Here is a 23239-nt window from a genome sequence, read left to right as displayed (position 1 = left end):
GCCGATGACCATCACCGAGCTGGCCCGGCAGCGCCGGCACACCCTCTTCTTCCTGCGGGAGACCCGCGGGTTCGCGCCCGTCTTCCTCGACACCGAGGTGGACATGAGCCGCCTGCGGGCGCTGCGCTCACAGGACTCACAGGCCCGCCACTCGACGGTGACCTACGTGCTCTACGTCGCAGGGCGGGTCCTGGCGAACCATCCGGAGGCCAACGCGGCGATCCTCGACGGACGCCGGCCCCGCACGGCGCGCTACCCGGCCGTGCACGGCAAGGTCACCCTGGACAAGACCATCGACGGGCACCGGGTGGTGCTGGCCACCGTCGTGCCGGACCTGGAGCGCCGCAGCCTGGCGGAGATCCAGCAGCACGTCGAACGGTTCCGGGACGGCGACCCGGCGACGATGCCCGAGTTCGGCGGGGTGCGGCGGCTGCACGCCGCCAGGAGCTGGACGAAGGCGGCCCGGGCGTTCCGCCGGGTGGTCCGGCCGCTGGAAACCCGGCCGACGGTGTGGGGCACCGTCGCCGTCACCTCCCTCGGCCACCGTCCGGTGGACAGCTTCCACTCGGTCGGCGGCACCACCATCACCCTCGGGCTGGGCCGGACCGTCGATCGCCCGGTCGCGCGCGACGGCCGGGTCGTGGTGGCCCCGGTGCTGCGGCTCAGCCTGGCCTTCGACCATCGGGTGATCGACGGCGCCGAGGCCGCGGACGTGCTCGCCGAGATCAAGGAGGGGCTGGAGACCTTCCCGTGGGCCGTGGCCCCGGCCGCCTCGCGGCCCGCGGCCGCCACGCGGCCCGCGAACACTCAGCCCACGAACACCGCGGAGCCCACGAGCACCGAGCCAGCCGGCGGGCGCACGCCCGTCGGTGTGGCCACGCAGCAGGCACACACGCAGCAGGCACAGCAGTCAGGCGGAGGGGATGCATAGATGAGCGACGTCGACGAGCTCAAAAGGCATGTCGCCGCACACGCGGCGACCCTGGGCATCGGCCCGCAGGAGTACCAGGCGCTGACCGCCGGCATCTCCCACGACGGGGTCGGCCCGGGGTCCTGGGTCTACGAATGGTCGCGGGCCGCCGAGGAGCGGGAGGCGGAAGGTGAGCTGCTGACCGCCGCCGCCTTCTACAACTTCGCCCGGTTCCCCTTCGTGGACGGCAACGCGCGTCTGGACGCCCTGGAGAACTGCGTGCGCACCATCGAGGAGTGGCGGTACGAGGTGCCCGCCGTGGAACGCCTCGACCTGAAGATCGGCAACGGCACCGTCGGTGCCTGGACCACCGGCCTGGTCGGCCCCGACAGCCTGGCCGGCGGCCAGCGACGACCGTTACTGATCATCACTGGCGGTATCGTCAGCATCAAGGAACAGTGGGTTACCGTCCTGCTCACAGCGGCCGAGCTGGGCCTGGCCGCGGTCGTCACCGAGCTGCCCGGCGTGGGCGAGAACACCCTGCGGTACACGCCGGAGAGCTGGCGGATATTCCCGGCGATCCTCGACGCGCTGGCCGACTCCGCCGACGTGTCCCGGACGTTCGCGCTGGCCCTGAGCTTCAGCGGGCATCTCGCGCTGCGCTGGGCTGTCGAGGATCCCCGCCTGCGCGGGATCGTCACCGCCGGCGCCCCGGTACGGCACCTGTTCACCGACCGGGCCTGGCAGAACGCCCTGCCCCCCGTGACCCGCGACACCCTCGCCCACCTGGCCGGCGTCGACGTCGAGCGGCTGCCCGACCTGCTGCCCGGATTCGCGCTGTCCGACCAGAAGCTTGCCGCCGTCAACGTCCCCGTACGCTACGTGGCCAGCACCCGTGACGAGATCATCCCGGCGCACGACGTCCAGCTCCTGCGGACGCACCTGAGCGACCTGGCGGTCCTCGAACACGACGACGTCCACGGCGCCCCCCAGCACGCCGCCGAGACCCGTGCCTGGACGGTGCAGGCGCTGCGGGACCTCCTCGACTCCACTCCGTAACACACGATCCCGCCCCGTGCTCCACCACGTAGCTCCGCCCCGTAGCTCCGCCCCGTAGCACACGCCGCGCAGCGCCGCCCCGAGCCGGGCGGCGCCGACGTGTCCGGCCTCGCCGTCCCACCCTTCAAGAGGCGATCCCACCGATCCAAGAGGCGATCCCACCGATGAGTACCGAGCACCGCCAGCAGATCCGCCCCGTTCCCACGGGTGCCCCCAACGGCGCCGCCGACGGCGCCGGCCTCGACACCGGCGTCCCCCCGCCGTCCCCGCCGAGACCGGCTCCGTCAGCCGGAACGCCCCCGCGGGTGACCTCGGAGGTGCCCCTGTGGACGGCGCCGTGAACGGCATCGTGGACGACATCGCCGTCGTCGGCCTGGCCTGTCGGCTGCCGCAGGCACCCGACCCCGCGGCGCTGTGGCGGCTGCTGCGCGAGGGCCGGGACGCGATCACCGACGTCCCGGACGGCCGGTGGACCATCCCGGCCGACCCCGCCTTCGACGGGATGCCCCGCCGCGGTGGCTTCCTCGACCGGGTGGACRCCTTCGACGCGCCCTTCTTCGAGCTCTCCCCGGCCCAGGCCGCCGCGATGGACCCGCAGCAGCGGCTGACGCTGGAACTCGGCTGGGAGGCGCTGGAGGACGCCGGGATCGTGCCAGGCCAGCTCGCCGGCAGCCGTGCCGGGGTGTTCATCGGCGCCACCTGGAACGACTACGCGGCGCTGGTGGACCGCGGCGGGCCGGGTGCTCTCAACCGGCACAGCATCACCGGAATCAACCGGGGCGTCATCGCCAACCACCTGTCCTACCTGCTGGGCCTGCACGGGCCGAGCCTGGTGGTCGACTCGGCGCAGTCGTCCGCGCTAGTCGCCGTGCACCTGGCCGTGGAGAGCCTGCGCCGCGGCGAGAGCGACCTCGCCCTGGCCGGCGGGGTGAACCTCGCCCTGACCGCCGAGGGCACCCTGGCCGCCTGGCGCTTCGGCGCGCTGTCACCGGACGGCCGGTCCTACACCTTCGACGAGCGGGCCAACGGCTACGTCCGCGGCGAGGGCGGCGGGGTGGTCGTGCTGCGCCCGCTGCGCAGCGCGCTCGCGGCCGGCAACCCGATCTACTGCGTCATCCGCGGCGGCGCCGTCGTCAACGACGGGGCCACCGAGGGTCTGACGGTCCCCGGGCTGAAGGGGCAGACGGAGACGCTGCGCGAGGCGTACCGGCAGGCCGGCGTCGACCCCCGCACGGTCGACTACGTGGAGCTGCACGGCACCGGCACGGCGGCGGGTGACCCGATCGAGGCGGCGGCCCTCGCCGCTGTGCTCGGCCGCGGCCGGCCCGCCGGCTCGCCGCTGCTGGTCGGCTCGGCCAAGACGAACGTCGGCCACCTCGAGGGTGCCGCCGGCATCGTCGGGCTGCTCAAGGTGGCGCTGAGCCTGCGCCACGGCGAGATCCCGCCGAACCTGAACTTCGTCCGGCCGAATCCGCGCATCCCACTCGACGAGCTGAACCTGCGGGTGCAGACCGCCCTGACCGAGTGGCCGCGGGCCGCCGGGGACAGACCGGCGCTCGCCGGTGTCAGCTCCTTCGGCATGGGCGGGACGAACTGCCACGTCGTGGTGTCCGCGCCGCCTGCGGCAACGGGCCACCCCGCCGAGACGGCGCCCGGGCGGCGTCCGACCGCCCGTCCGGCCGGCTCTGGCAGCTCACCCTCTGTCAGCTCACCACCGACCGTCATCTCACAACCGGCTATCTCCTCACAGCCGGCCGCCACTGCGGAAGCCGCCACTGCGGAAACGGACACCGCGGAAACGGACACCGCCTCAGAACCGGCCGTGGTGTCGCGGCCGGTTTCCGCCGTGGTGCCCTGGGTGGTCTCCGCCCGGGGCACGGACGCCCTGCGCGCCGCCGCCGGGCGCCTCGCGGACCAGCTTGCCGACCAGCTCGCCGAGGACCAGCCTGTCGACGACCAGCGCGGTGACGACGCCGGCCCCGACAGCGCGCGCCCGGAGCAGCCCGGTCCGGCGGAGTCAGCGGATGCCCCTGCGGAGCCGGCGGGCACGGATCCAGCGGGCAATCCGGTGGGCAATCCGGTGGGCAATCCAGTGGGCAATCCAGCGGGCAATCCAGCGGGCACGGTGGATCCGGTGGACGTGGCCGTGGCGCTGGCGACCACCAGGACGGCGTTCGAGGAACGCGCGGTCGTCATCGGGCGCACCGGCGGCGCACTGCGGGCCGGCCTGCGCGCGCTCGCGGACAACCAGCCGGCCGCAGGCGTGATCCGCGGCCGGATCCGGCGTACCGCCGACGGCGGGCCGGCAAAGCTGGCCGTGCTGTTCTCCGGGCAGGGCAGCCAGTACCCGGGCATGGGCCGAGGGCTGCACGCCGCGTTCCCCGCCTTCGCCGCCGCCTTCGACGAGGTGGTCGCGCACCTGGACCGGCACCTGGACCGTCCCCTGGGCGAGCTGGTGTTCGACGGCCCGGCGGAGACGCTCGCCGTCACCGCGTACACCCAGCCGGCGCTGTTCGCGATCGAGGTCGCGCTGTACCGGCTGGTCGAGAGCTGGGGGATCCGCCCGGACCTGCTGGCCGGGCACTCGGTGGGCGAGCTCGCCGCGGCACACGTCGCCGGGGTGCTGTCGCTGCCCGACGCGGCCGCCCTGGTGGTGGCGCGCGGCACGCTGATGCGGGATCTGCCGCCCGGCGGCGCCATGGTCGCGGTGGAGGCCTCCGAGGAGGAGGTCGCGCCGCTGCTGTCCGGGACGGTCGGCTTCGGCGCCCTCAACGGCCCCCGCGCGGTGGTCGTCTCCGGCGAGCAGGACGCCGTCACCGCGATCGCGGAGCACTTCCGGGCCCAGGGCCGGCGTACCAGCAGGCTCACCGTCAGCCACGCGTTCCACTCGCCGCTGATGGAACCGATGCTGCCGGCGTTCCGGCAGGTCGCCTCCGAGCTGACGTTCGCGGAGCCCACCCTGCCAGTGATCTCCAACGTCGCAGGCAGGCTGGCCGGCTCCGGTGACCTGACCACGGCCGGTTACTGGGTCGACCACGTCCGGCAGCCGGTCCGGTTCGGCGACGGCATCCGCGCCCTCGCCGCCGAGGGCGTGACCACGTTCCTGGAGCTGGGTCCCGGCGCCGCCCTCACCGCACTCACCCGCGAGGTGCTGCGGGACGCCGCGGACGGGCCGGCGGACGAGCCGGTACTGGCCGCTGCCCTGCGCCGGGGCCGCGGTGAGCCGGAGTCGCTGGTGACCGCGGTGGCGACCGTCTTCACCGCCGGCACCGCGGTGGACTGGCCGGCGGTGGCCGGCCGGCGCGGCCACCCGGCCAGGCGGGTGGAGCTGCCGACCTACCCCTTCCAGCGGCGCCGGCACTGGATCAGCACGCCCACCGCCGGGCCCACCACTGTGTCCGCTGCCGGGCCCCCCACCGGGCCGACCGTCGAGGCGCCCGTGGCCGGCATCACCGCCGCGGCGGCCACGCACGGCACGGACGCCGGGAGCGCCGCGGACGTCACCACCGGCGTCGGCGGGACCACGGCGACGCCGGCCGCCGACCGGGCCGCCCGGCTGGCCGGGCTCGCCGGCGCCGAGCGGGAACGGCGCCTGCTCGACCTGGTCCGTACCACCGTCGCCCTGGTGCTCGGCCACGTCGGGACGGACGAGATCGACGCGCGCCACACCTTCCGGGAGCTCGGCTTCGACTCGCTCGGCGCCGTCGAACTGCGCGACCGGCTGGCCGCGGCGACCGGGCTGCGGCTGGACAGCGCCGTCACCTTCAACCACGCGACCCCGGCGGCGCTGGCCCGCCATCTCTCCGACGCGCTCGCCGGCGACAGCGCCACCGGTGCCACCGGCACGGCGACGCCGCCCACCGACGGGCCGGGCGAACCCGGGCCCGCGGACGAACCGATCGCGATCGTGGGCATCGGCTGCCGCTATCCGGGCGCGGTCGCCACGCCGGAGGACCTCTGGGACCTCGTGACGGCCGGCACCGACGCCATCTCCGGCTTCCCGACCGACCGGGGCTGGGACCTCGCCGCCCTGTTCGGCCCCGACCCCGACCAGCCGGGCAGCTCCTACGTGCGCGCCGGTGGCTTCCTGGCCGACGCCGACCGGTTCGACGCCGCCTTCTTCGGCGTCGGGCCACGCGAGGCCGCCGCCATGGACCCACAGCAGCGGCTGGTACTGGAAACGTCCTGGGAGGCGGTGGAACGCGCCGGCATCGACCCGGTCTCGCTGCGTGGCAGCCGCACCGGCGTGTTCGTCGGCGCCTCCCCCGTGGACTACGGGCCGCGCCTGCACCAGCCGGCGGACGGCTCCGCCGGCTACCTGCTCACCGGCGGGGCCACCAGCGTGATCTCCGGCCGGGTCGCCTACACCCTGGGCCTGGAAGGCCCCGCGGTGACCGTCGACACCGCCTGCTCGTCGTCGCTTGTCGCGCTGCACCTGGCCGCGGGAGCGCTACGGCTGGGCGAGTGCTCGCTGGCGCTGGCCGGCGGGGTGGCGGTGATGTCCACCCCGGGGATGTTCGTCGAGTTCAGCCGCCAGCGGGGGCTGGCCGCCGACGGGCGCTGCAAGGCGTTCGCCGCCGCGGCCGACGGCACCGGCTGGGCCGAGGGCGTCGGCATCGTGGTGCTCGAACGCCTCTCCGACGCGACCCGGCTCGGCCACCCGGTGCTCGCCGTCCTGCGGGGGTCGGCGGTGAACTCGGACGGGGCGAGCAACGGGCTGACCGCCCCCAGCGGGCCGGCGCAGGAACGGGTGATCCGGACCGCGCTCGCCGGCGCGGGCCTCACCCCGTCCCAGGTCGACGCGGTCGAGGCACACGGCACCGGGACGACCCTCGGCGACCCGATCGAGGCCGGGGCGATCCTCGCGACCTACGGCCGGGACCGGGGGGAGCGCGGGCCACTGCTGCTGGGCTCGCTGAAGTCGAACATCGGGCACACCCAGGCGGCGGCCGGCATCGGCGGCGTGATCAAGGTGATCGGTGCGCTCCGGCGCGGTGAGCTGCCGCGCACCCTGCACGTGGACGCCCCGTCCCCGCACGTGGACTGGTCGTCGGGTGACGTACGGCTGCTGACGGAGCCGGTCGCCTGGCCGGCCGGCGCCGAGCCGCGCCGGGCGGCGGTGTCGTCCTTCGGGATCAGCGGCACCAACGCGCACGTCATCATCGAGGAGGCGCCGGGTGCCCCCGAACCGGTGCCCGCGCCGGTGCTAGGCCAGCCCCCGGCCGCCGCTGCCGAGTCGGGCCAACCGGCCCCGGACGCGGCCACAGACGCGGCCCCGGACGGGGTCACGGACACCCGCGGCCCGGCCACCCCGTCCCCGTCGCTGTGGCCGCTGTCGGCCCGTGACGAGGCCGGGCTGCGGGCGCAGGCCCGCAGCCTGCACGCCTTCGCCACGGCGAACCCGGCGACACCGGTCGACGACATCGCCTTCTCGTTGGCCACCTCCCGGGCCGGCCTGCCGGTGCGCGCCGCGGTGCCGGGCGCCGACCGCGCAACGCTGCTCGCCGGCCTCGACGCGCTCGCCCGCGACAGCGCCGACGCGGGGGTGATCCGTGGCCGGGTCCCCGACGCCACCGGCCCGACCGCGTTCCTCTTCGCCGGCCAGGGCTCCCAGCGTCCCGGCATGGGCCGGGAGCTGTGGGAGCGCTCACCGGTCTTCGCCGACGCGCTGGCCGAGGTCCTCGCCGCGCTCGACCGGCATCTCGACCGGCCGCTGGCGGAGCTGATCCTCGCGGCCCCCGACACCCCGGAAGCAGCACTGCTGAACCGGACCGCCTACACCCAGCCGGCGCTGTTCGCGCTGGAGGTGGCGCTGTTCCGGCTCGCCGAAGGGCTGGGGCTGCGGCCCGACCTGCTCGTCGGGCACTCCATCGGGGAGCTGGCCGCCGCCCACGTCGCCGGTGTGCTGTCCCTGCCCGACGCCGCGACGCTGGTCGTCGCCCGGGGCCGGCTGATGCAGTCCGGCCAGCCGGGTGGTGTGATGATCGCTATCGCCGCGACCGAGCGGGAGGTGCGCGACAGCATCGCAGCCCTGCGCGCCGAACTGGACGCCGAACATGCCACCAGGTCGGACGCTGACGGTGCCACCAGGTCGGACACCGACGCTGCCGCCGACCCGGACGCCAGCTCGGACGCCAGCTCGGACCCTGGCCGTGACGCCGGGACCGGCGCCAGGGCGGTCGTCGACCTGGCCGCCGTGAACGGGCCGAACGCCGTCGTCGTCTCCGGTGACGCCGACGCGGTCGAACGGGTCGCCGCGCACTGGCGGGAACAGGGCCGGCGGACCGGCCGGCTACGGGTCAGCCACGCCTTCCACTCGGGGCACATGGACCCGGTCCTGGCCGAGTTCCGCGCCGTCGCCGCCGCTCTGAGCTTCCACCCGCCGCGTATCCCGATCGTCTCCACCGCCACCGGCACCCTCGCCACCGACGAGGAGCTCACCTCGCCGGACTACTGGGTCGCCCAGCTGCGCGGCACCGTGCGCTTCCACGACGCCGTCCGCGACCTCGACGCCCGCGGCGTGCGAACCTACCTGGAGCTGGGGCCGGACGCGACGCTGACCGCCGCCGCCCGGCAGGCCATCAGCGCCACGGCCGCCGACGCCGTGGCCGTCCCGCTGCTGCGCCCCGACCGTCCGGCGGACGCGACGGTCACCGCCGCCCTGGGCACGCTGTGGGCGAACGGAACCGCGCCGGACTGGCGGGCGGTTTTCCCCGGCGCCCGCCGGGTCGACCTGCCGACCTACCCGTTCACCCGGCAGCGGTACTGGCTGACCGCCCCCACCGCGACAGCCGGCCCGGACGCGGCCGGGCACCCGCTGCTCGACCTGCGCCTCGACCTCGCGGACCGGGACGAGGCGGTGTTCTCCGGCCGGGTCTCGCGCGCGGCCCGGCCGTGGCTGGCCGACCACGTCATCGACGGCCGGGTACTGCTGCCCGGGACCGCCCTGCTCGACCTGGCCCTGGCCGCGGGCGCCCGGGTGGGCCACCCCGTCGTGGCCGACCTGGCCCTGGAGGAGCCGCTCGCGCTGCCGGCCGACGCCGCCGTGCGCCTGCAGGTCGTCGTCGGCCGTCCGGACTCGGCCGGCCGCCGCCCCGTCGACATCCACGCCCGGGTGGACGGCCCCACGCCGTCCACCGGTGCCGGCGGCAGCGCCGGCGCGGACGGCGCCACCGGCACCGGGCCGGCGCCGGCCGGTGCCTCCGCCTGGACCCGGCACGCCTCCGGAGTGCTCACCGCCGTCGTAGCGGACGACAGCCTGTCCGCTACGACGCCCCCTGCCGGGGCGGACTGGCCGGAGCCGGACGGCGCGGTGCTGGACGCCGCCTACCGGCGCCTCGCCGAGCACGGCTACGAGTACGGGCCGGCGTTCACCGGCCTGCGCCGGCTGGCGCGGGACGGGGACACGCTGCGCTTCGAGGTCGCGCTGCCCGATGCGGCGACGGCGGACAGCGACGGGTTCGGTGTCCACCCGGCGCTGCTCGACGCGGCCCTGCACCCGCTGGTGCTCGAGCTCGCGCCACAGCAGGTGGGCAGCGATATCGCCCTGCCCTTCTCCTGGAGCGGAGCCCGGCTGCCCGCCGTGGCACCGAATGTGCTCCGCGTGACGGCAACGCGGATCCGGCCGGACGCGTTCGCGCTCGCGCTGTTCGACCAGGACGGCGCGCCCGTCGGCGAGATCGCCTCGGTCGTGCTGCGCCCGGTGTCCCGGCAGCGGCTCGGCCGGTCCGGGCTCGACCCGGCCTCCGCGCTGCACACGCTGACCTGGCGTACAGCGGACCTCCCCGGCGCCGGTGCCAGCCTCGGCGCCGCCTCCTCAGCCGGCTCCGCGGACACGGCGGACGCCGCTGGCTCGGCCGACACGGACACGGACACGCCGCGCTTCGCCCTGCTCGACGGCCTGGCGTCTCCCGACGACCTGGCCGCGGCGGCCGAGGTGGCGTTCCCCGGCGAGGGGGACGTCGTCGTGCCGCCGGTACCGCCGGCCGAGCCCGGCGCGGACCTGCCGGCGGCGGCGCGCGGAGCCGCGACGCGGGCGCTGCGGCTGGTCCGCGACTGGCTCACCGCCGACCCGGACGGCACCCGGCGGCTGGTGTTCGTCACCCGGGGCGCGGTCGCCGCCCGCCCGGGCGACGTGGTGACCGACCTCGTCAACGCCGCCGTGTGGGGGCTGGTACGCACCGCGCAGACCGAGCATCCGGGCCGGTTCGGGCTCGTCGACATCGACGAGCCCGCGGTGCCCGCCGAGCCCGCCGGGCCCACCGCGGCCACCGCCCCGGCGGACCAGCCGGCAACGGCAACGGACGGTCCCGCCAGGTGGTGGACGGCCGCGCTCACCGGGCTCACCCCGGGCGGGCCGGAGCAGGTGGCGCTGCGGGACGGGACGGCGTACGTCCCGCGGATCTCCCGGGCGGAAGCCGTCCCCGGCCCCGCCGAGCCGGTGTGGGACGCGGCCGGCACAATACTGATCACCGGCGGGACCAGCGGGCTGGGCGCCCTGGTCGCCCGGCATCTCGTCACCGGCGGTGCCCGCCGGCTGCTGCTGGTCGGCCGCCGCGGCGCCGACACCCCCGGAGTGGGCCAGCTGGTGGCCGACCTCACCGAGCGCGGCGCTACGGTGACCGTCGCCGCGGCGGACACCGCCGACCGCGCCGCGCTCGCGGCGGCGCTGGCGGACGTGCCGGCGGAGCATCCGCTGACCGCCGTCATCCACGCGGCCGGCGTCCTCGACGACGCCACCGTCACCGGTCTGACCCCCCAGGCGCTGGACGCGGTCCTCCGTCCCAAGATCGACGGTGCCTGGAACCTGCACGAGCTGACCCGCGACATCCCGCTCACCGCGTTCGTGCTCTTCTCGTCCATCTCCGGGCTGCTGGGCACCGCCGGGCAGGCCAACTACGCCGCCGCGAACACGTTCCTCGACGCGCTCGCGCAGGCGCTGCGCGCCGACGGGCGTCCCGCCACCGCCCTGGCCTGGGGGCTGTGGGACGCGGCCGCGGGCGGCATGGCCGTCGGGCTCACCGACGCCGACGTGCTGCGCTGGCGGCGGCGCGGCGTCGCGCCGCTGCCCGCCGACCTGGGCGTGCACCTGCTGGACGCGGCGGTCGCGCACGGCGGCGGGCTGCTCGTCCCGGCCCGGCTCACCCCGGCGACGATCGAGGGCGAGGCGCCGACGGTCCTGCGCGACCTCGTCCCCACCCCCGTCTCCGCCGCTGCCGCGGCGGCCCGGCCCGGCGCGGCGGGCGGGGCGGGCGGCTCCTGGCCGGAGCTGGCCGCCGCGACCGACCCCGACGAGCGCGAGCGCGTCGTCCTCGACCTGGTGAACGCGACCGCGACGGCCGTCCTCGGCCATCCGCCGGGTACGCCGCTGGACCCGCAGCGGTCCTTCCGTGACCTGGGCTTCGACTCCCTCGCCGGGGTCGAACTGCGCAACCGGCTGGGCACCGCCACCGGCCTGCGGCTGCCGGCCACCGCCGTGTTCGACCACCCCTCCCCGGCGGCGCTCGCCCGCTTCCTGCTCGCCCAGCTCGCGCCCTCGCCGGCCACGGCCGGCCAGCCGGCGGCCTCACCGGCCCGCCGGGCCACCGCGACGGCCGCGGACGTCGACGACCCGATAGCGATCGTGGCCGCGGCCTGCCGCTACCCCGGCGGGGTGCGTTCCCCGGAGGACCTGTGGCGGCTGGTCGCCACCGACACCGACGCGATCAGCGACTTCCCCACCAACCGCGGCTGGGACGTCGACGCCCTCTACGACCCGGATCCCGACATCCCGGGCCGGACCTACACCCGTCACGGCGGGTTCCTGCACGACGCCGACCAGTTCGACCGCGACCTGTTCGGTATCTCCCCACGGGAGGCTCTGGCCACCGACCCGCAGCAGCGGCTGCTGCTGGAGGTCGCCTGGGAGGCCTTCGAGCGCGCCGGCCTGGATCCGACGGCGCTGCGCGGCTCCCGCACCGGCGTGTTCGCCGGCGTGATGTACGACGACTACGCCAGCCGGCTGCCCGCCACCCCGGAGAACGTCGAAGGCTACCTGCTGACYGGGAACACCTCCAGCGTGGTGTCGGGCCGGCTGGCCTACGTCTACGGGCTGGAGGGGCCCGCGGTCACCGTCGACACCGCCTGCTCCTCGTCGCTGGTGGCGCTGCACCTGGCCGCGGCGGCGATACGGGCCGGGGAGTGCGACCTGGCCCTGGCCGGCGGCGTCACCGTGATGGCCTCGCCGGGCACGTTCATCGAGTTCAGCCGGCAGCGCGGCCTGTCCCCGGACGGCCGGTGCCGGTCGTACGCGACCGGCGCCGACGGCACCGGCTGGAGCGAGGGGGCCGGCCTGCTCCTCGTCGAGCGGCTGTCCGACGCCCGGCGGGCGGGCCACCCGGTGCTGGCGGTGCTGCGCGGCTCGGCGGTGAACTCCGACGGCGCCAGCAACGGCCTGACCGCCCCGAACGGGCCGGCGCAGGAACGGGTCATCCGCGCGGCGCTGGCCAGCTCCGGGCTCACCACCGCCGACGTCGACGCGGTCGAAGGGCACGGCACCGGCACCCGGCTGGGTGACCCGATCGAGGCCCAGGCGCTGCTGGCCACCTACGGCCAGCGGCGGCCGGCGGACCAGCCCTGCTGGCTGGGCTCGCTGAAGTCGAACATCGGGCACTCCCAGGCCGCGTCCGGGGTCGGCGGCGTGATCAAGATGATCGAGGCGATGCGGCACGGCGCACTGCCCCGCACGCTGCACGTCGACGCGCCGAGCGAGCACGTGGACTGGTCGGCCGGGGCGGTCCGGCTGCTCACCGAACCGGTGACCTGGCCGGACGGGCCGGGACGCCCCCGGCGGGCCGCGGTGTCGTCGTTCGGGATCAGCGGTACCAACGCCCACGTCATCCTGGAGCAGCCCACCGCCGCGGACAGCGCCGAGGCGGTGATCACCGTCGCCCCGGCCGCCGGGACGGACGTGGACACCACCGACGCCGACACCGCCGACACCGCCGACAGCACTGCCGCTGACGGCACCGGCACCGTCGACAGCGCTGGCACCGCCTCGGGCGAGACGGCGCCGGTGGCCTGGGTGGTGTCCGGGCACGACGACGCGGCGCTGCGCGCCCAGGCCGGGGCGCTGCGCCGGTTCGTCGCCGAACAGCCCGCGCCGGACATCCGCGACATCGCGTTCTCGCTGGCCACCGCCCGCGCCCGCCTCGGGCGGGCCGCCGTCGTCGCCGGCCGGGACACGGCGACGCTGCTGGCCGGGCTGGCCGCGGTGGAACGCGGCGAGGAGAACCTGGCCGCCCGGGAGACCGCGGCCCGGGGGGTCCGCACCGCCGTCCTGTTCACCGGCCAGGGCGCGCAGCGGCCCGGCGCCGGGGCGGAGCTCCACCGCGCCGAGCCGGTGTTCCGGGCGGCGCTCGACGAGATCATCGCTGAGTTCGACCCGCTGCTCGACCACCCGCTGCGGGAGATCCTGTTCGCCGCGCCGGGCAGCGACGCCGCGGCGCTGATCGACCAGACCGCCTACACCCAGCCGGCGCTGTTCGCGCTGGAGGTGGCGCTGTTCCGGTTGGTCGAGCACCGTGGGCTGCGGCCCGACTTCGTCGCCGGCCACTCCATCGGGGAGATCGCCGCCGCCCACGTGGCCGGGGCGCTGACCCTCAGCGACGCCGCCACGCTGGTGGCGACCCGCGCCAGGCTGATGCAGGCCGCGCCGGCGGGCGGAGCGATGATCGCCATCGAGGCGACGGAGGAGGAGGTCACCGCCAGCCTGGCCGAAGCTCTGGCCGCCACCCGGGCCGGCACCTCGGCTGGCTCCTCGACCGACGCCACCGGGACGGTGGACATCGCCGCCGTCAACGGCCCGACCGCGGTCGTGATCTCCGGATCGGCCGACATCGCCCAGCGGGTGGCCGCCGGCTGGCGCGCCCGCGGCCGTCGGGTCCGCCAGCTGCGGGTCAGCCACGCCTTCCACTCGGCGCACATGGACCCCGTCCTCGACGAACTGCGGGCGGTGGTCGGCAACCTGAACGTCACCGCGCCCCGCATCCCCGTCATCTCCAACGTGACCGGCCGCCCGGCAGGCGTCGAGCAGCTCGCCTCGGCGGACTACTGGGCCGCCCAGCTGCGCGGCACCGTCCGCTTCCTCGACGGCGTCCGCTACCTGGACGGTCAGGGCGTCTCCAGCTTCCTGGAGGTCGGCCCGGACGCGGTGCTGACCGCGATGGCGCGTGACGGCCTTGACGGCGAGCGGGCCGCCACCGCGGCCCTGGTGCCGTCGCTGCGCTCCGGCCGGCCGGAGGCCGAGACGCTGACCGTGGCGCTGGCCCGCCTGTACGCGCACGGCAGCGCCCTGGACTGGGCGCGGGCGCTGCCCGGCGCCCGCCGGACCGCGCTGCCGACATACGCCTTCCAGCACGCCCGGTACTGGCTCGACCCGGCCCCGACCCGGCCGGACGCGGACGGGCTGGGCCTGTGGAACACCGAGCATCCGCTGCTGGGAGGCGCGGTCGAGCTGCCGGATGACGCCGGCGTGGTGCTCACCGGGACGGTGTCGCTGGCCAGCACGCCGTGGCTGGCCGACCACGCCCTGTTCGGCACCCCGGTGCTGCCGGGCGCCGCCGTGGTCGAACTGGCCCTGCACGCCGCCCGGCTGGTGGGCTCCGGCGCGCTGCGCGAGCTCACCCTGCACAGCCCGCTGGTGCTGCCGGACCGGGAGGCGGTGCGCGTCCAGGTGACGGTGGGTGCCCCGAACGACGCCGGTGACCGGCCGGTGGCGATCCACTCCAGCCCGCCGCGGACGGGCCGCCCGCAGTGGACCCGGCATGCCGCCGGGGTGCTCGCCGCCGCGGACACCCCCGTGCCGCCGGCACCGGTGCCGGGTGCCGGCGACGGCCCGCTGCCCTGGCCGCCGGCCACCGCCACCGAGATCCCGATCGGCGACGGGTACGACCGGCTCGCCGAGCACGGGTACGGCTACGGCCCGGCGTTCCGGGGGCTGCGCCGGCTGTGGCGCGACGGGGAGGCGGCCTACGCCGAGGTGACCGTCGACGTGGCCGCCGACGTGGCCGACGTGGCCGCCGAGGCGGCCGCGGGTCCGGACGGCGACACGTCCGCGCCCGGCTTCCTGCCGCACCCGGCGCTGCTGGACGCCGCCCTGCACCCGCTCGCCTTCGACGCCGCTCTCCCGGCGGAGGGTGCCAGCGCCGGTACGCGGGTGCCGTTCGCCTGGTCCGACGTCCGCCTGCACACCAGCGCCTTCCCGCGCACGGTGCGGGTCCGGATCGTCCCGGCCGGCACCGGCACGGTCACGCTGACCCTCACCGACAGTGCGGACAACCCGCTGCTGACCGTGGCGGCGCTGACCCTCGCGACAGTCGACCGGGCCCGGATCGCCGCCGCCGGCGGCGGTCGCAACGGCTCGCTGCACACGCTGGCCTGGCAGCCGCTGACCTGGTGGCCCGGCACCGCGCCGGCATCGACACAGGTGCCTCCCGGCTGGACCGTCCTGGACCTGCGGCACGACCCGGCCGGGACGGGACCCGACGGCCCGGTGGAGGTGGACGCCGCGGCCCGGCGCACCGCCCACGAGACGCTGCACGCCGTCCAGCGGTGGCTGGCCGACGCCGAGAGCCGACCGGCCGACGCCCGACTGATCGTGGTCACCCAAGGAGCAGTCTCCGTCTCCGACGGTGACGAAGTGACCGATCCGGCGGCGGCCGCCGCCTGGGGGCTGGTCCGCACAGCCGCCACCGAGCATCCCGACCAGTTCGTCCTGCTCGACGTGGACCGCGCGGCTGACACGGCTGACACGGCTGACACGGCTGGCACGGCTGGCACGGACGGAGCGCATGGCGCTGTCAGCCCGGTACCCACCGATCTGCCGCTCGACGAGCCCCAGCTCGCGCTGCGCGGCACGACGGCGTACGTCCCCCGGCTGGCGGCGGCGGCGCCGGGGGGCGAGACACCCCGGCTCGACGACGGCACGGTGCTCGTCACCGGTGCCACCGGCCTGCTCGGCGGGCTGATCGCCCGCCGGCTGGTGACCGTGCACGGTGCCCGTCACCTGCTCCTGGTCAGCCGGCGTGGCCGCGCCGCGGCCGGCGCCGACGAGCTGGCCACGGAACTGACCGAGCTGGGCGCCGCCGTCACCGTCACCGCCGGCGACGTCGCCGACCGCGACGCGCTGCGCGAACTGCTCGCCGCCATACCGGCGGAGCATCCCCTGATCGCGGTCGTGCACGCCGCCGGGGTGCTCGACGACGCGATCGTCGAGGCGCTCACCCCCGAGCGGCTGGACGCGGTGCTGCGGCCGAAGGTGGACGCGGCGTGGAACCTGCACGAGCTCACCCGGGAGCTGGACCTGCGGATCTTCTCGCTGTTCTCCTCGGTGACCGGGATTCTCGGTACCGCCGGCCAGGCCAACTACGCCGCGGCCAACGCCGTCCTCGACGCCCTCGCCACCCACCGGGTGGCCCGCGGGCTGCCGGGCACCTCCCTGGCCTGGGGGCTGTGGGGCGGCGAGGCCGGGCTCGGCGCCGACCTGAGCCGGGCCGACCTCGCCCGCCTGACCCGCACCGGGGTCGTACCCCTCGACCTGGACGAGGGGCTGGAACTGTTCGACGCGACGCTCGGCGCGCGGGATCCGGTGCTCGTTCCGGCCCGGCTGGATCCGACGCCGCTGAGCGCGCCGGGCTCGGTCGTGCCGCCCCCGCTGCGCAGCCTGGTGGCCGCCCGCCGGCCACGGCCCGCCGGCGTCGGTGCCGGCACCGACGCCGGCGGCGACCCGGCCGGGCAGACGCCGCGCGACCGGCTGCTGGCGCTGCCCCCACAGGAGCGGGCCGACGCCGTGGCCGCCCTGGTGCACCGCGGCGTCGCGGCGGTGCTCGGCTACGCGGCCGGGGAGACCGTCGAGGCCGACCGCACGTTCAACGAGCTCGGCTTCGACTCGCTGACCGCGGTCGAGCTGCGCAACAAGCTGGCCGCCGCGACCGGGCTGACCCTGCCGACAGCGCTGATCTTCGACTACCCGACGCCGACGGCGCTCACCGGGTACCTGCTACGTGACCACCTGTCCGCGGCCGACGACACAGCGGCCACGGCCGCCACGGTCGCCGCGGTCGTCACGTCGGGCACCTCCGCCGCGCCGGACGACGACCCAATCGTGATCGTGGGAGCGGGCTGCCGGTTCCCCGGCGGCGTCACCACCCCCACCGAACTCTGGGAACTGATCAACTCCGGGGTCAGCGCCATCACCGAATTCCCCACCAACCGCGGCTGGGACCTGGGCCACCTCTACCACCCCGACCCCGACCACCCCGGCACCTCCTACACCCGCCACGGCGGCTTCCTCCACAACGCCGGCGACTTCGACCCCGACTTCTTCGGCATCTCCCCCCGCGAAGCCCTCGCCATCGACCCCCAACAACGCCTCCTGCTCGAAACCACCTGGGAAGCCCTCGAACACGCCGGCATCGACCCCACCACCCTCACCGGCACCCCCACCGGCGTCTTCGCCGGCGTCATGTACGACGACTACGGCGCCCGGCTGCACCTGGCGCCCAGCGCGCCGGCGTCCCTCGAGGGATACCTGGTGACGGGCAGCGCCGGCAGCGTCGCCTCCGGACGGATCGCCTACACCCTCGGCCTGCAGGGCCCCGCCCTGACCATCGACACCGCCTGCTCCTCCTCCCTCGTCGCCGTCCACCTCGCCGTCCAGGCCCTGCGCCGCGGCGAGATCACCCTCGCCCTGGCCGGCGGCGCCACCGTCATGGCCAGCCCCGCCACCTTCATCGAGTTCTCCCGCCAACGCGGCCTCGCCCCCGACGGCCGCTGCAAACCCTTCTCCGCCGACGCCAACGGCACCGCCTGGGGCGAGGGCGCGGGCGTGATCGTCCTGGAACGGCTCTCCGACGCCCAGCGCAACAACCACCCCGTCCTCGCCGTCATCCGCGGCAGCGCCGTCAACTCCGACGGCGCCTCCAACGGCCTGACCGCCCCCAACGGCCCCGCCCAGCAGCGTGTGATCACCACCGCCCTCGCCGACGCCGGCCTCACCCCCGCCGACATCCACCTCGTCGAAACCCACGGCACCGGCACCACCCTCGGCGACCCCATCGAAGCCCAGGCGCTTCACAACACCTACGGCCAGCACCGCCCGGCCGACCAGCCCCTGTTCCTCTCCACGATCAAAGCCACCATCGGTCACACCCAGGCCGCCGCCGGCATCGCCAGCATCATCACCACCACGCACACCCTGCGTAACAGCCACATCCCGGCCACCGTCCCCGCCGGCACCACACCCACCCCCCACCTCGACTGGGACACCACCCCCCTCGCCCTGGCCACCACCCCCACCCCCTGGCCCACCACCACCCACCGCGCCGCCGTCTCCTCCTTCGGGATCAGCGGCACCAACGCCCACCTCATCCTCGAAGCGCCCCCCGGCGACGCATCCCGCGTCATCGACGCTCCCGACGCTTCGAGTATTTCGATCACTTCGGGTATCTCAGGTATTTCGGACGCACGCACCACCAGCGCGGCTGACGCCACCCCGACGGCCGACACCGACATCGACACCGACGACAGCCACGCGCACACCACCGACACCGGCGCTGACACCGCTGTCACTGCCAGCACGGCCAGCACAGCCAGCACAGCTGTCACGGCCGGGCCGCGGCCCGTTCCGGCCGTCCCCCTGCTGCTGTCCGCCCGCACCCCCGCCGCCCTGAACGCCCAGGCCACCCGTCTGCACGCCCACCTCACCGCACACCCCGACCTCGACCTGCGCGACGTCGGATACTCGCTGGTGACGGCCCGGGCCGTGCTGCCGCACCGGGCGGCCGTGGTCGCGGCCGACCCGCGCGAAGCGCTCGACGGCCTGGCCGCGCTGGCCGCGGGGCGCAGCACGCCCACGGTGCGGCGCGGGCAGCCCACCCTGCCAGGGCGCACCGCCTTCCTGTTCACCGGCCAGGGCAGCCAACGCCCCGGCATGGGCCGCGAACTCCACGACCACCACCCCGTCTTCGCCGCCGCCTGGGACGAGGCCGCCGCCCACCTCGACCCCCATCTCGACCGCCCCCTGCACGATCTTGTCTTCGCCCCGGCCCCGGCCGAGGGCGAGGGCGGCCTGGCCTCGGCGCTGGACGCCACCGGCTACGCCCAGCCAGCCCTGTTCGCCTTCCAGGTGGCGCTGTTCCGGCTGCTGGAGTCCTTCGGGCTGCGCCCGGACGCGGTCGCCGGCCACTCGATCGGCGAGATCGCCGCCGCCCACGTCGCCGGGGTGCTCACCCTGCCCGACGCGGCCGCCCTGGTCGCCGTCCGTGGCCGGCTCATGCAGCAACTGCCGGCCGGTGGGGTGATGGTGGCCGTCGCCGCCGACGAGGACGAGGTGCTCCCGCTGCTGGCCGAACTGGCCGGACGGACTGAGCAGACCGGGCAGGCCGGACAGGTGGGCATCGCCGCGGTCAACGCGCCGAAGGCGACGGTGCTCTCCGGGGCGGGCCCGGCCGTCGACGCGATCGTCGCCGTCCTCGCCGAACGCGGGGTGAAGACCCGCCGGCTGCGGGTCAGCCATGCCTTCCACTCGCCGCTGATGGAGCCGATACTCACCGAGTTCGGCCAGCACGCGGCCACGCTGAGCTACCACGAACCACGCCTGACGGTGGTGTCCACGCTCACCGGCGCACCGGCGAGCGGCGAGGAGCTGCGTGACGCCGGGTACTGGGTGCGCCACGCCCGGGATGCGGTGCGCTTCGCCGACGCGGTGCGCGCCCTGCACGGCAGCGGGGTGGTCCGCTACCTGGAGATCGGCCCGGACGCGGTGCTCACCCCCATGGCCGACGCGGTGCTCGCCGACGCCGACGGGTTGGCCCCCGCGCTGATCCCCCTGCTGCGCCGGGGCCGCCCGGAGCCGGAGACGCTGGCCGCCGCGCTCGGCGCCGCCTTCGTCGCCGGTGTGGGCGTCGACTGGCGCGCGGTGTTCGCCGGCGACGCCAGGCGTCCGGTGCCGCTGCCCACCTACCCGTTCCAGCGGCAGCGCTACTGGCTGGACCCCCCGCCACCCCCCACCGGCCCGGACGGGGCCGGGCAGCGCTCCAGCGACCATCCCCTGCTGGCCGCCGAGATCGAGCTGCCGGACGACGGCGGCGTGATCTTCACCGGCCGGTTGGACCGCGACGCGGCGGCCTGGCTGACCGACCACGGCCTGGCCGACAGCGTGGTCGTCCCCGGCGCCGTCCTGGTCGAGCTGGCGGTGCACGCCGGCCGGCGGGTCGGTGCCGGGCAGCTGGCCGAACTGGTCCTGGAACAGCCGGTGGTCCTGCCCGAGGAGGGCGGCCGCCACCTGCGGCTGACCGTTTCCGGGCCGGACGCGGCGGGACGCCGGGCGGTCAGCATCCACACCCGTCCCGCCGACGAAACCGACGGCTGGGGCGGTGACGGGAGCGGTAACAGCAGCGGCGGCAGAGCCGCTGACAGAGCCGCTGACAGAGCCGTCAACGGGACCGGTGGGGACGGCGGCACCGCCGCGACGTCCTGGCGCCGGYACGCGCGGGGCCACCTGACCGCGCAGCTCGCGCCGGACGACCAGCCCACGCCGGACGGCCAGGGCACGCCGGACGGCCAGGGCACGCCGGACAGCTCCCCCGGCGCGGCGGCTTGGCCGCCCGCGGGCGCGCGGGCCATCGACCTGGCCGGCGCCTACGACGCGCTCGCGCATCGGGGCTACCGGTACGGCCCGGCCTTCCAGGGCCTCACCGCCGCCTGGCGGGCCGGCGACGACCTGCACGTGGAGGTGTCGCTCCCGTCGGCCGCGCTGACGGCGGACGCGGGCGTGTTCACTCCGCACCCCGCCCTGCTCGACGCCCTGCTGCACGTGCTGCTCGTCACGGCGGAGGACAGCGGCGAGCAGGCACGGCTGACCGTGCCGTTCTCCTGGAGCGGGGTCAGCCTGCCCAGCGGTGGGCACTCGACGCTGCGCGCCACCCTGACCCGCACCGCCCCGGACGACATCCGGATCGACATCGCCGACTCCGAGGGGCGTCCCCTCGGCACGGTCGCGTCCCTGCGGATCCGGGAGATCGACRCCGGGCAGGTGACGGCCGGCGGCCGGCCACCGCTGTACGGGCTGACCTGGAACCCGCTGCCGTTCCCGCCCGCCGGGACGCCGACCCGGTGGGCCGTGCTGGGCGACGACGACCTGGGCCTGCCCGGCGCCGAGCGGCACGCCGAGCTGACTCCGCCCGAGGACGGGACGGTCCTGCTCGCCCCGCTGCCACGCGCCCTGGCCACGCCGGACGCGGCAGAGACAGCGGCGCCAGCGCCGGCGGCACCCGAGACAGCGAACGCTGCGGACGGCGGCACCGCCGCCACCGCGCACCGGTACGCCCGATGGGCGCTGGACCTGGTGCAGCGATGGCTCGCGGACGAGCGTTCCGCCGGCAGCCGGCTCGTCGTGGTGACCCGGGGGGCGATGCCCGCCGGTGACGTCGGGGAGGTGCGGGATCCGGCGGCGGCCGCCGTCTGGGGGCTGGTGCGGACCGCGCAGGCCGAACACCCCGGGCGTTTCGTCCTCGTCGACATCGATGCCGACGAGGACGAGGGCGCCGGCCCGGACCCGGCGGCGCTGGCCGGGGTGCTGGCCACCGGCGAGAGCCAGTTCGCGCTGCGCGGCTCGGTGGCGCTCGTGCCCCACCTGACCCGGGGCGGCCCGCGCCCACCGGCCGCCGCGGCCCCGGCCTCGACCCCGGTGTCGGGATCGGGACCGGAATCGGCCTCGATCCCGGCTCAGGCCGGGACGGTGCTGGTCACCGGGGCGACGGGTGCCCTCGGCGGTCTCATCGCCCGCCGGCTGGTCACCGCGCACGGGGCGCGCCAGCTGCTGCTGACGAGCCGGCGGGGATCCGCCGCGCCGGGCGTGTCGGACCTCGTCGAGGAGCTGACCGGCCTGGGCGCGACGGTGACGGTCGCGGCCGTCGACGCGGCGGACGGCGCCGCGCTGCGCCGGCTGCTCGACGAGTTGCCGGCCGACCGCCCGCTGACCGGGGTGGTCCACGCCGCGGGCGTGATCGACGACGGGATCGTGACGTCGCTGACCGCCGAGCGGCTCGACGCGGTGCTGCGGCCCAAGGTGGACGCGGCCTGGGCGCTGCACGAGGCCACCGCCGACCGTCATCTGTCGCTGTTCGTCCTGTTCTCCTCGGTCGCCGGCGTCGTCGGCAACCCCGGCCAGGCGAACTACGCGGCGGGCAACACGTTCCTCGACGCGCTCGCCGCCTACCGGCGGGCCCGCGGCCTGCCGGCGATCTCGCTGGCCTGGGGCCTGTGGGCGCACGGGGACGGGATGGGCGGCGGCCTGGATCCGGCCGCGCTGCGGCGACTGTCGCGCACCGGCGTCCTGCCGCTGCCCGACCGGTCCGCGCTGGAGCTGTTCGACCTGGCGCTGGGCGCGGACGACGCGCTCCTCGTCCCCGCCCGGCTGGACCTGCCGACGCTGGCCACCCGGCCGGGTTCCGCCGGCCTGGTCCGCGGGCTGGTACCGGCCCGCCCCGGCGCCGCCGGGAGCGCCACGCCGTCCCGCCCGGCAGCGGGCACGGCACCGGGCCTGCCATCGGGCCTGCCATCGGGCCTGTCATCGGGCCTGCCATCGGGCGCGGCCGCGCCGGACGCCGGGGCCGATCGCAACGGCGGCGCCGGGCAGCCGGCCGACCGCTGGGCCGCGCTGACGGAGCCGGCCCGCACCACGGCGGTCCGCGCCCTCGTCCACAGCGAGATCACCGGCGTCCTGGGCCTGGACGCCTCGGCCAGCCTCGACGACCGGCGTGGGCTGCTCGACCTGGGGTTCGACTCGCTGACCGCCGTCGAGCTGCGCAACCGGCTCACCAACGCGACCGGGCTGCAGCTGCCCACCACGCTGGTCTTCGACTATCCGACGGTGGGCGAACTGGCCACCCACGTCCGCGGCCAGCTCGCCGCCGCGGCGGCCCCGGACCCGGCGGCACTGCTCGCCGGCCTGGACGAGCTGGCGGCGGCGCTACCGGCGCTCGCGTCCGACCAAGGGGGACGCAAGGCCGTCGCGGCACGCTTGCGGAAGCTGCTCGACGCGCTCGCCGCAACGGACGGGAGCGCCCACCTCGGTGCTCCCGGCGACGGGAACGGCACCGACGGCGGGCACGACACCGGTGGTGGGAACGGTGCCGCGGGGCCGGCCCCCGACGCGTCCGACGACGAGATCTTCGCCTTCATCGACAACGAACTCGGTACTCCCTGACGGTTTGAGGGGCTGACAACACC

Annotated in this window: 4 protein-coding genes; all 4 read left to right on the top strand. The window is 76.3% G+C overall.

Annotated elements, in window-relative coordinates; translation table 11 throughout:
• Positions 1 to 4: 4 nt before the first annotated feature.
• The 4 genes from BL254_RS14155 to BL254_RS28390 all read left to right on the top strand — a co-directional run bounded on the left by BL254_RS14155 (position 5) and on the right by BL254_RS28390 (position 23216).
• Positions 5 to 931 carry a 2-oxo acid dehydrogenase subunit E2 gene (locus tag BL254_RS14155; RefSeq protein WP_076843553.1) on the top strand — a complete coding sequence of 309 codons (927 nt, stop codon included), beginning with the start codon at positions 5 to 7 and terminating at the stop codon, positions 929 to 931.
• A complete protein-coding gene (locus tag BL254_RS14150) occupies positions 932 to 1969 on the top strand; it encodes an alpha/beta hydrolase (RefSeq protein ID WP_047223137.1) in 1038 nt (345 codons plus the stop codon). It begins immediately after the preceding gene.
• A 164-nt stretch (positions 1970 to 2133) separates the two neighbouring features.
• Entirely contained in the window at positions 2134 to 2310 is a 177-nt protein-coding gene (locus tag BL254_RS27135) for a hypothetical protein (protein WP_157180475.1), read from the top strand.
• Positions 2295 to 23216, top strand: coding sequence for a type I polyketide synthase (locus BL254_RS28390; RefSeq protein ID WP_076843524.1), 20922 nt, complete (start codon positions 2295 to 2297; stop codon positions 23214 to 23216). Before BL254_RS27135 ends, BL254_RS28390 begins: the two co-directional genes overlap by 16 nt.
• Positions 23217 to 23239 lie beyond the last annotated feature (23 nt).

The organism is Protofrankia sp. BMG5.30, from assembly GCF_001983005.1.
In the GTDB taxonomy this organism is placed as follows: domain Bacteria; phylum Actinomycetota; class Actinomycetes; order Frankiales; family Frankiaceae; genus Protofrankia; species Protofrankia coriariae.
This window is presented reverse-complemented; position numbering and strand designations above follow the sequence as displayed.

Bases quoted from the DNA above. Each gene is read 5' to 3' on its own strand.
- BL254_RS14155 (WP_076843553.1), top strand. From the start codon at position 5: ATGACCATCACCGAGCTGGCCCGGCAGCGCCGGCACACCCTCTTCTTC.
- BL254_RS14150 (WP_047223137.1), top strand. From the start codon at position 932: ATGAGCGACGTCGACGAGCTCAAAAGGCATGTCGCCGCACACGCGGCG.
- BL254_RS27135 (WP_157180475.1), top strand. From the start codon at position 2,134: ATGAGTACCGAGCACCGCCAGCAGATCCGCCCCGTTCCCACGGGTGCC.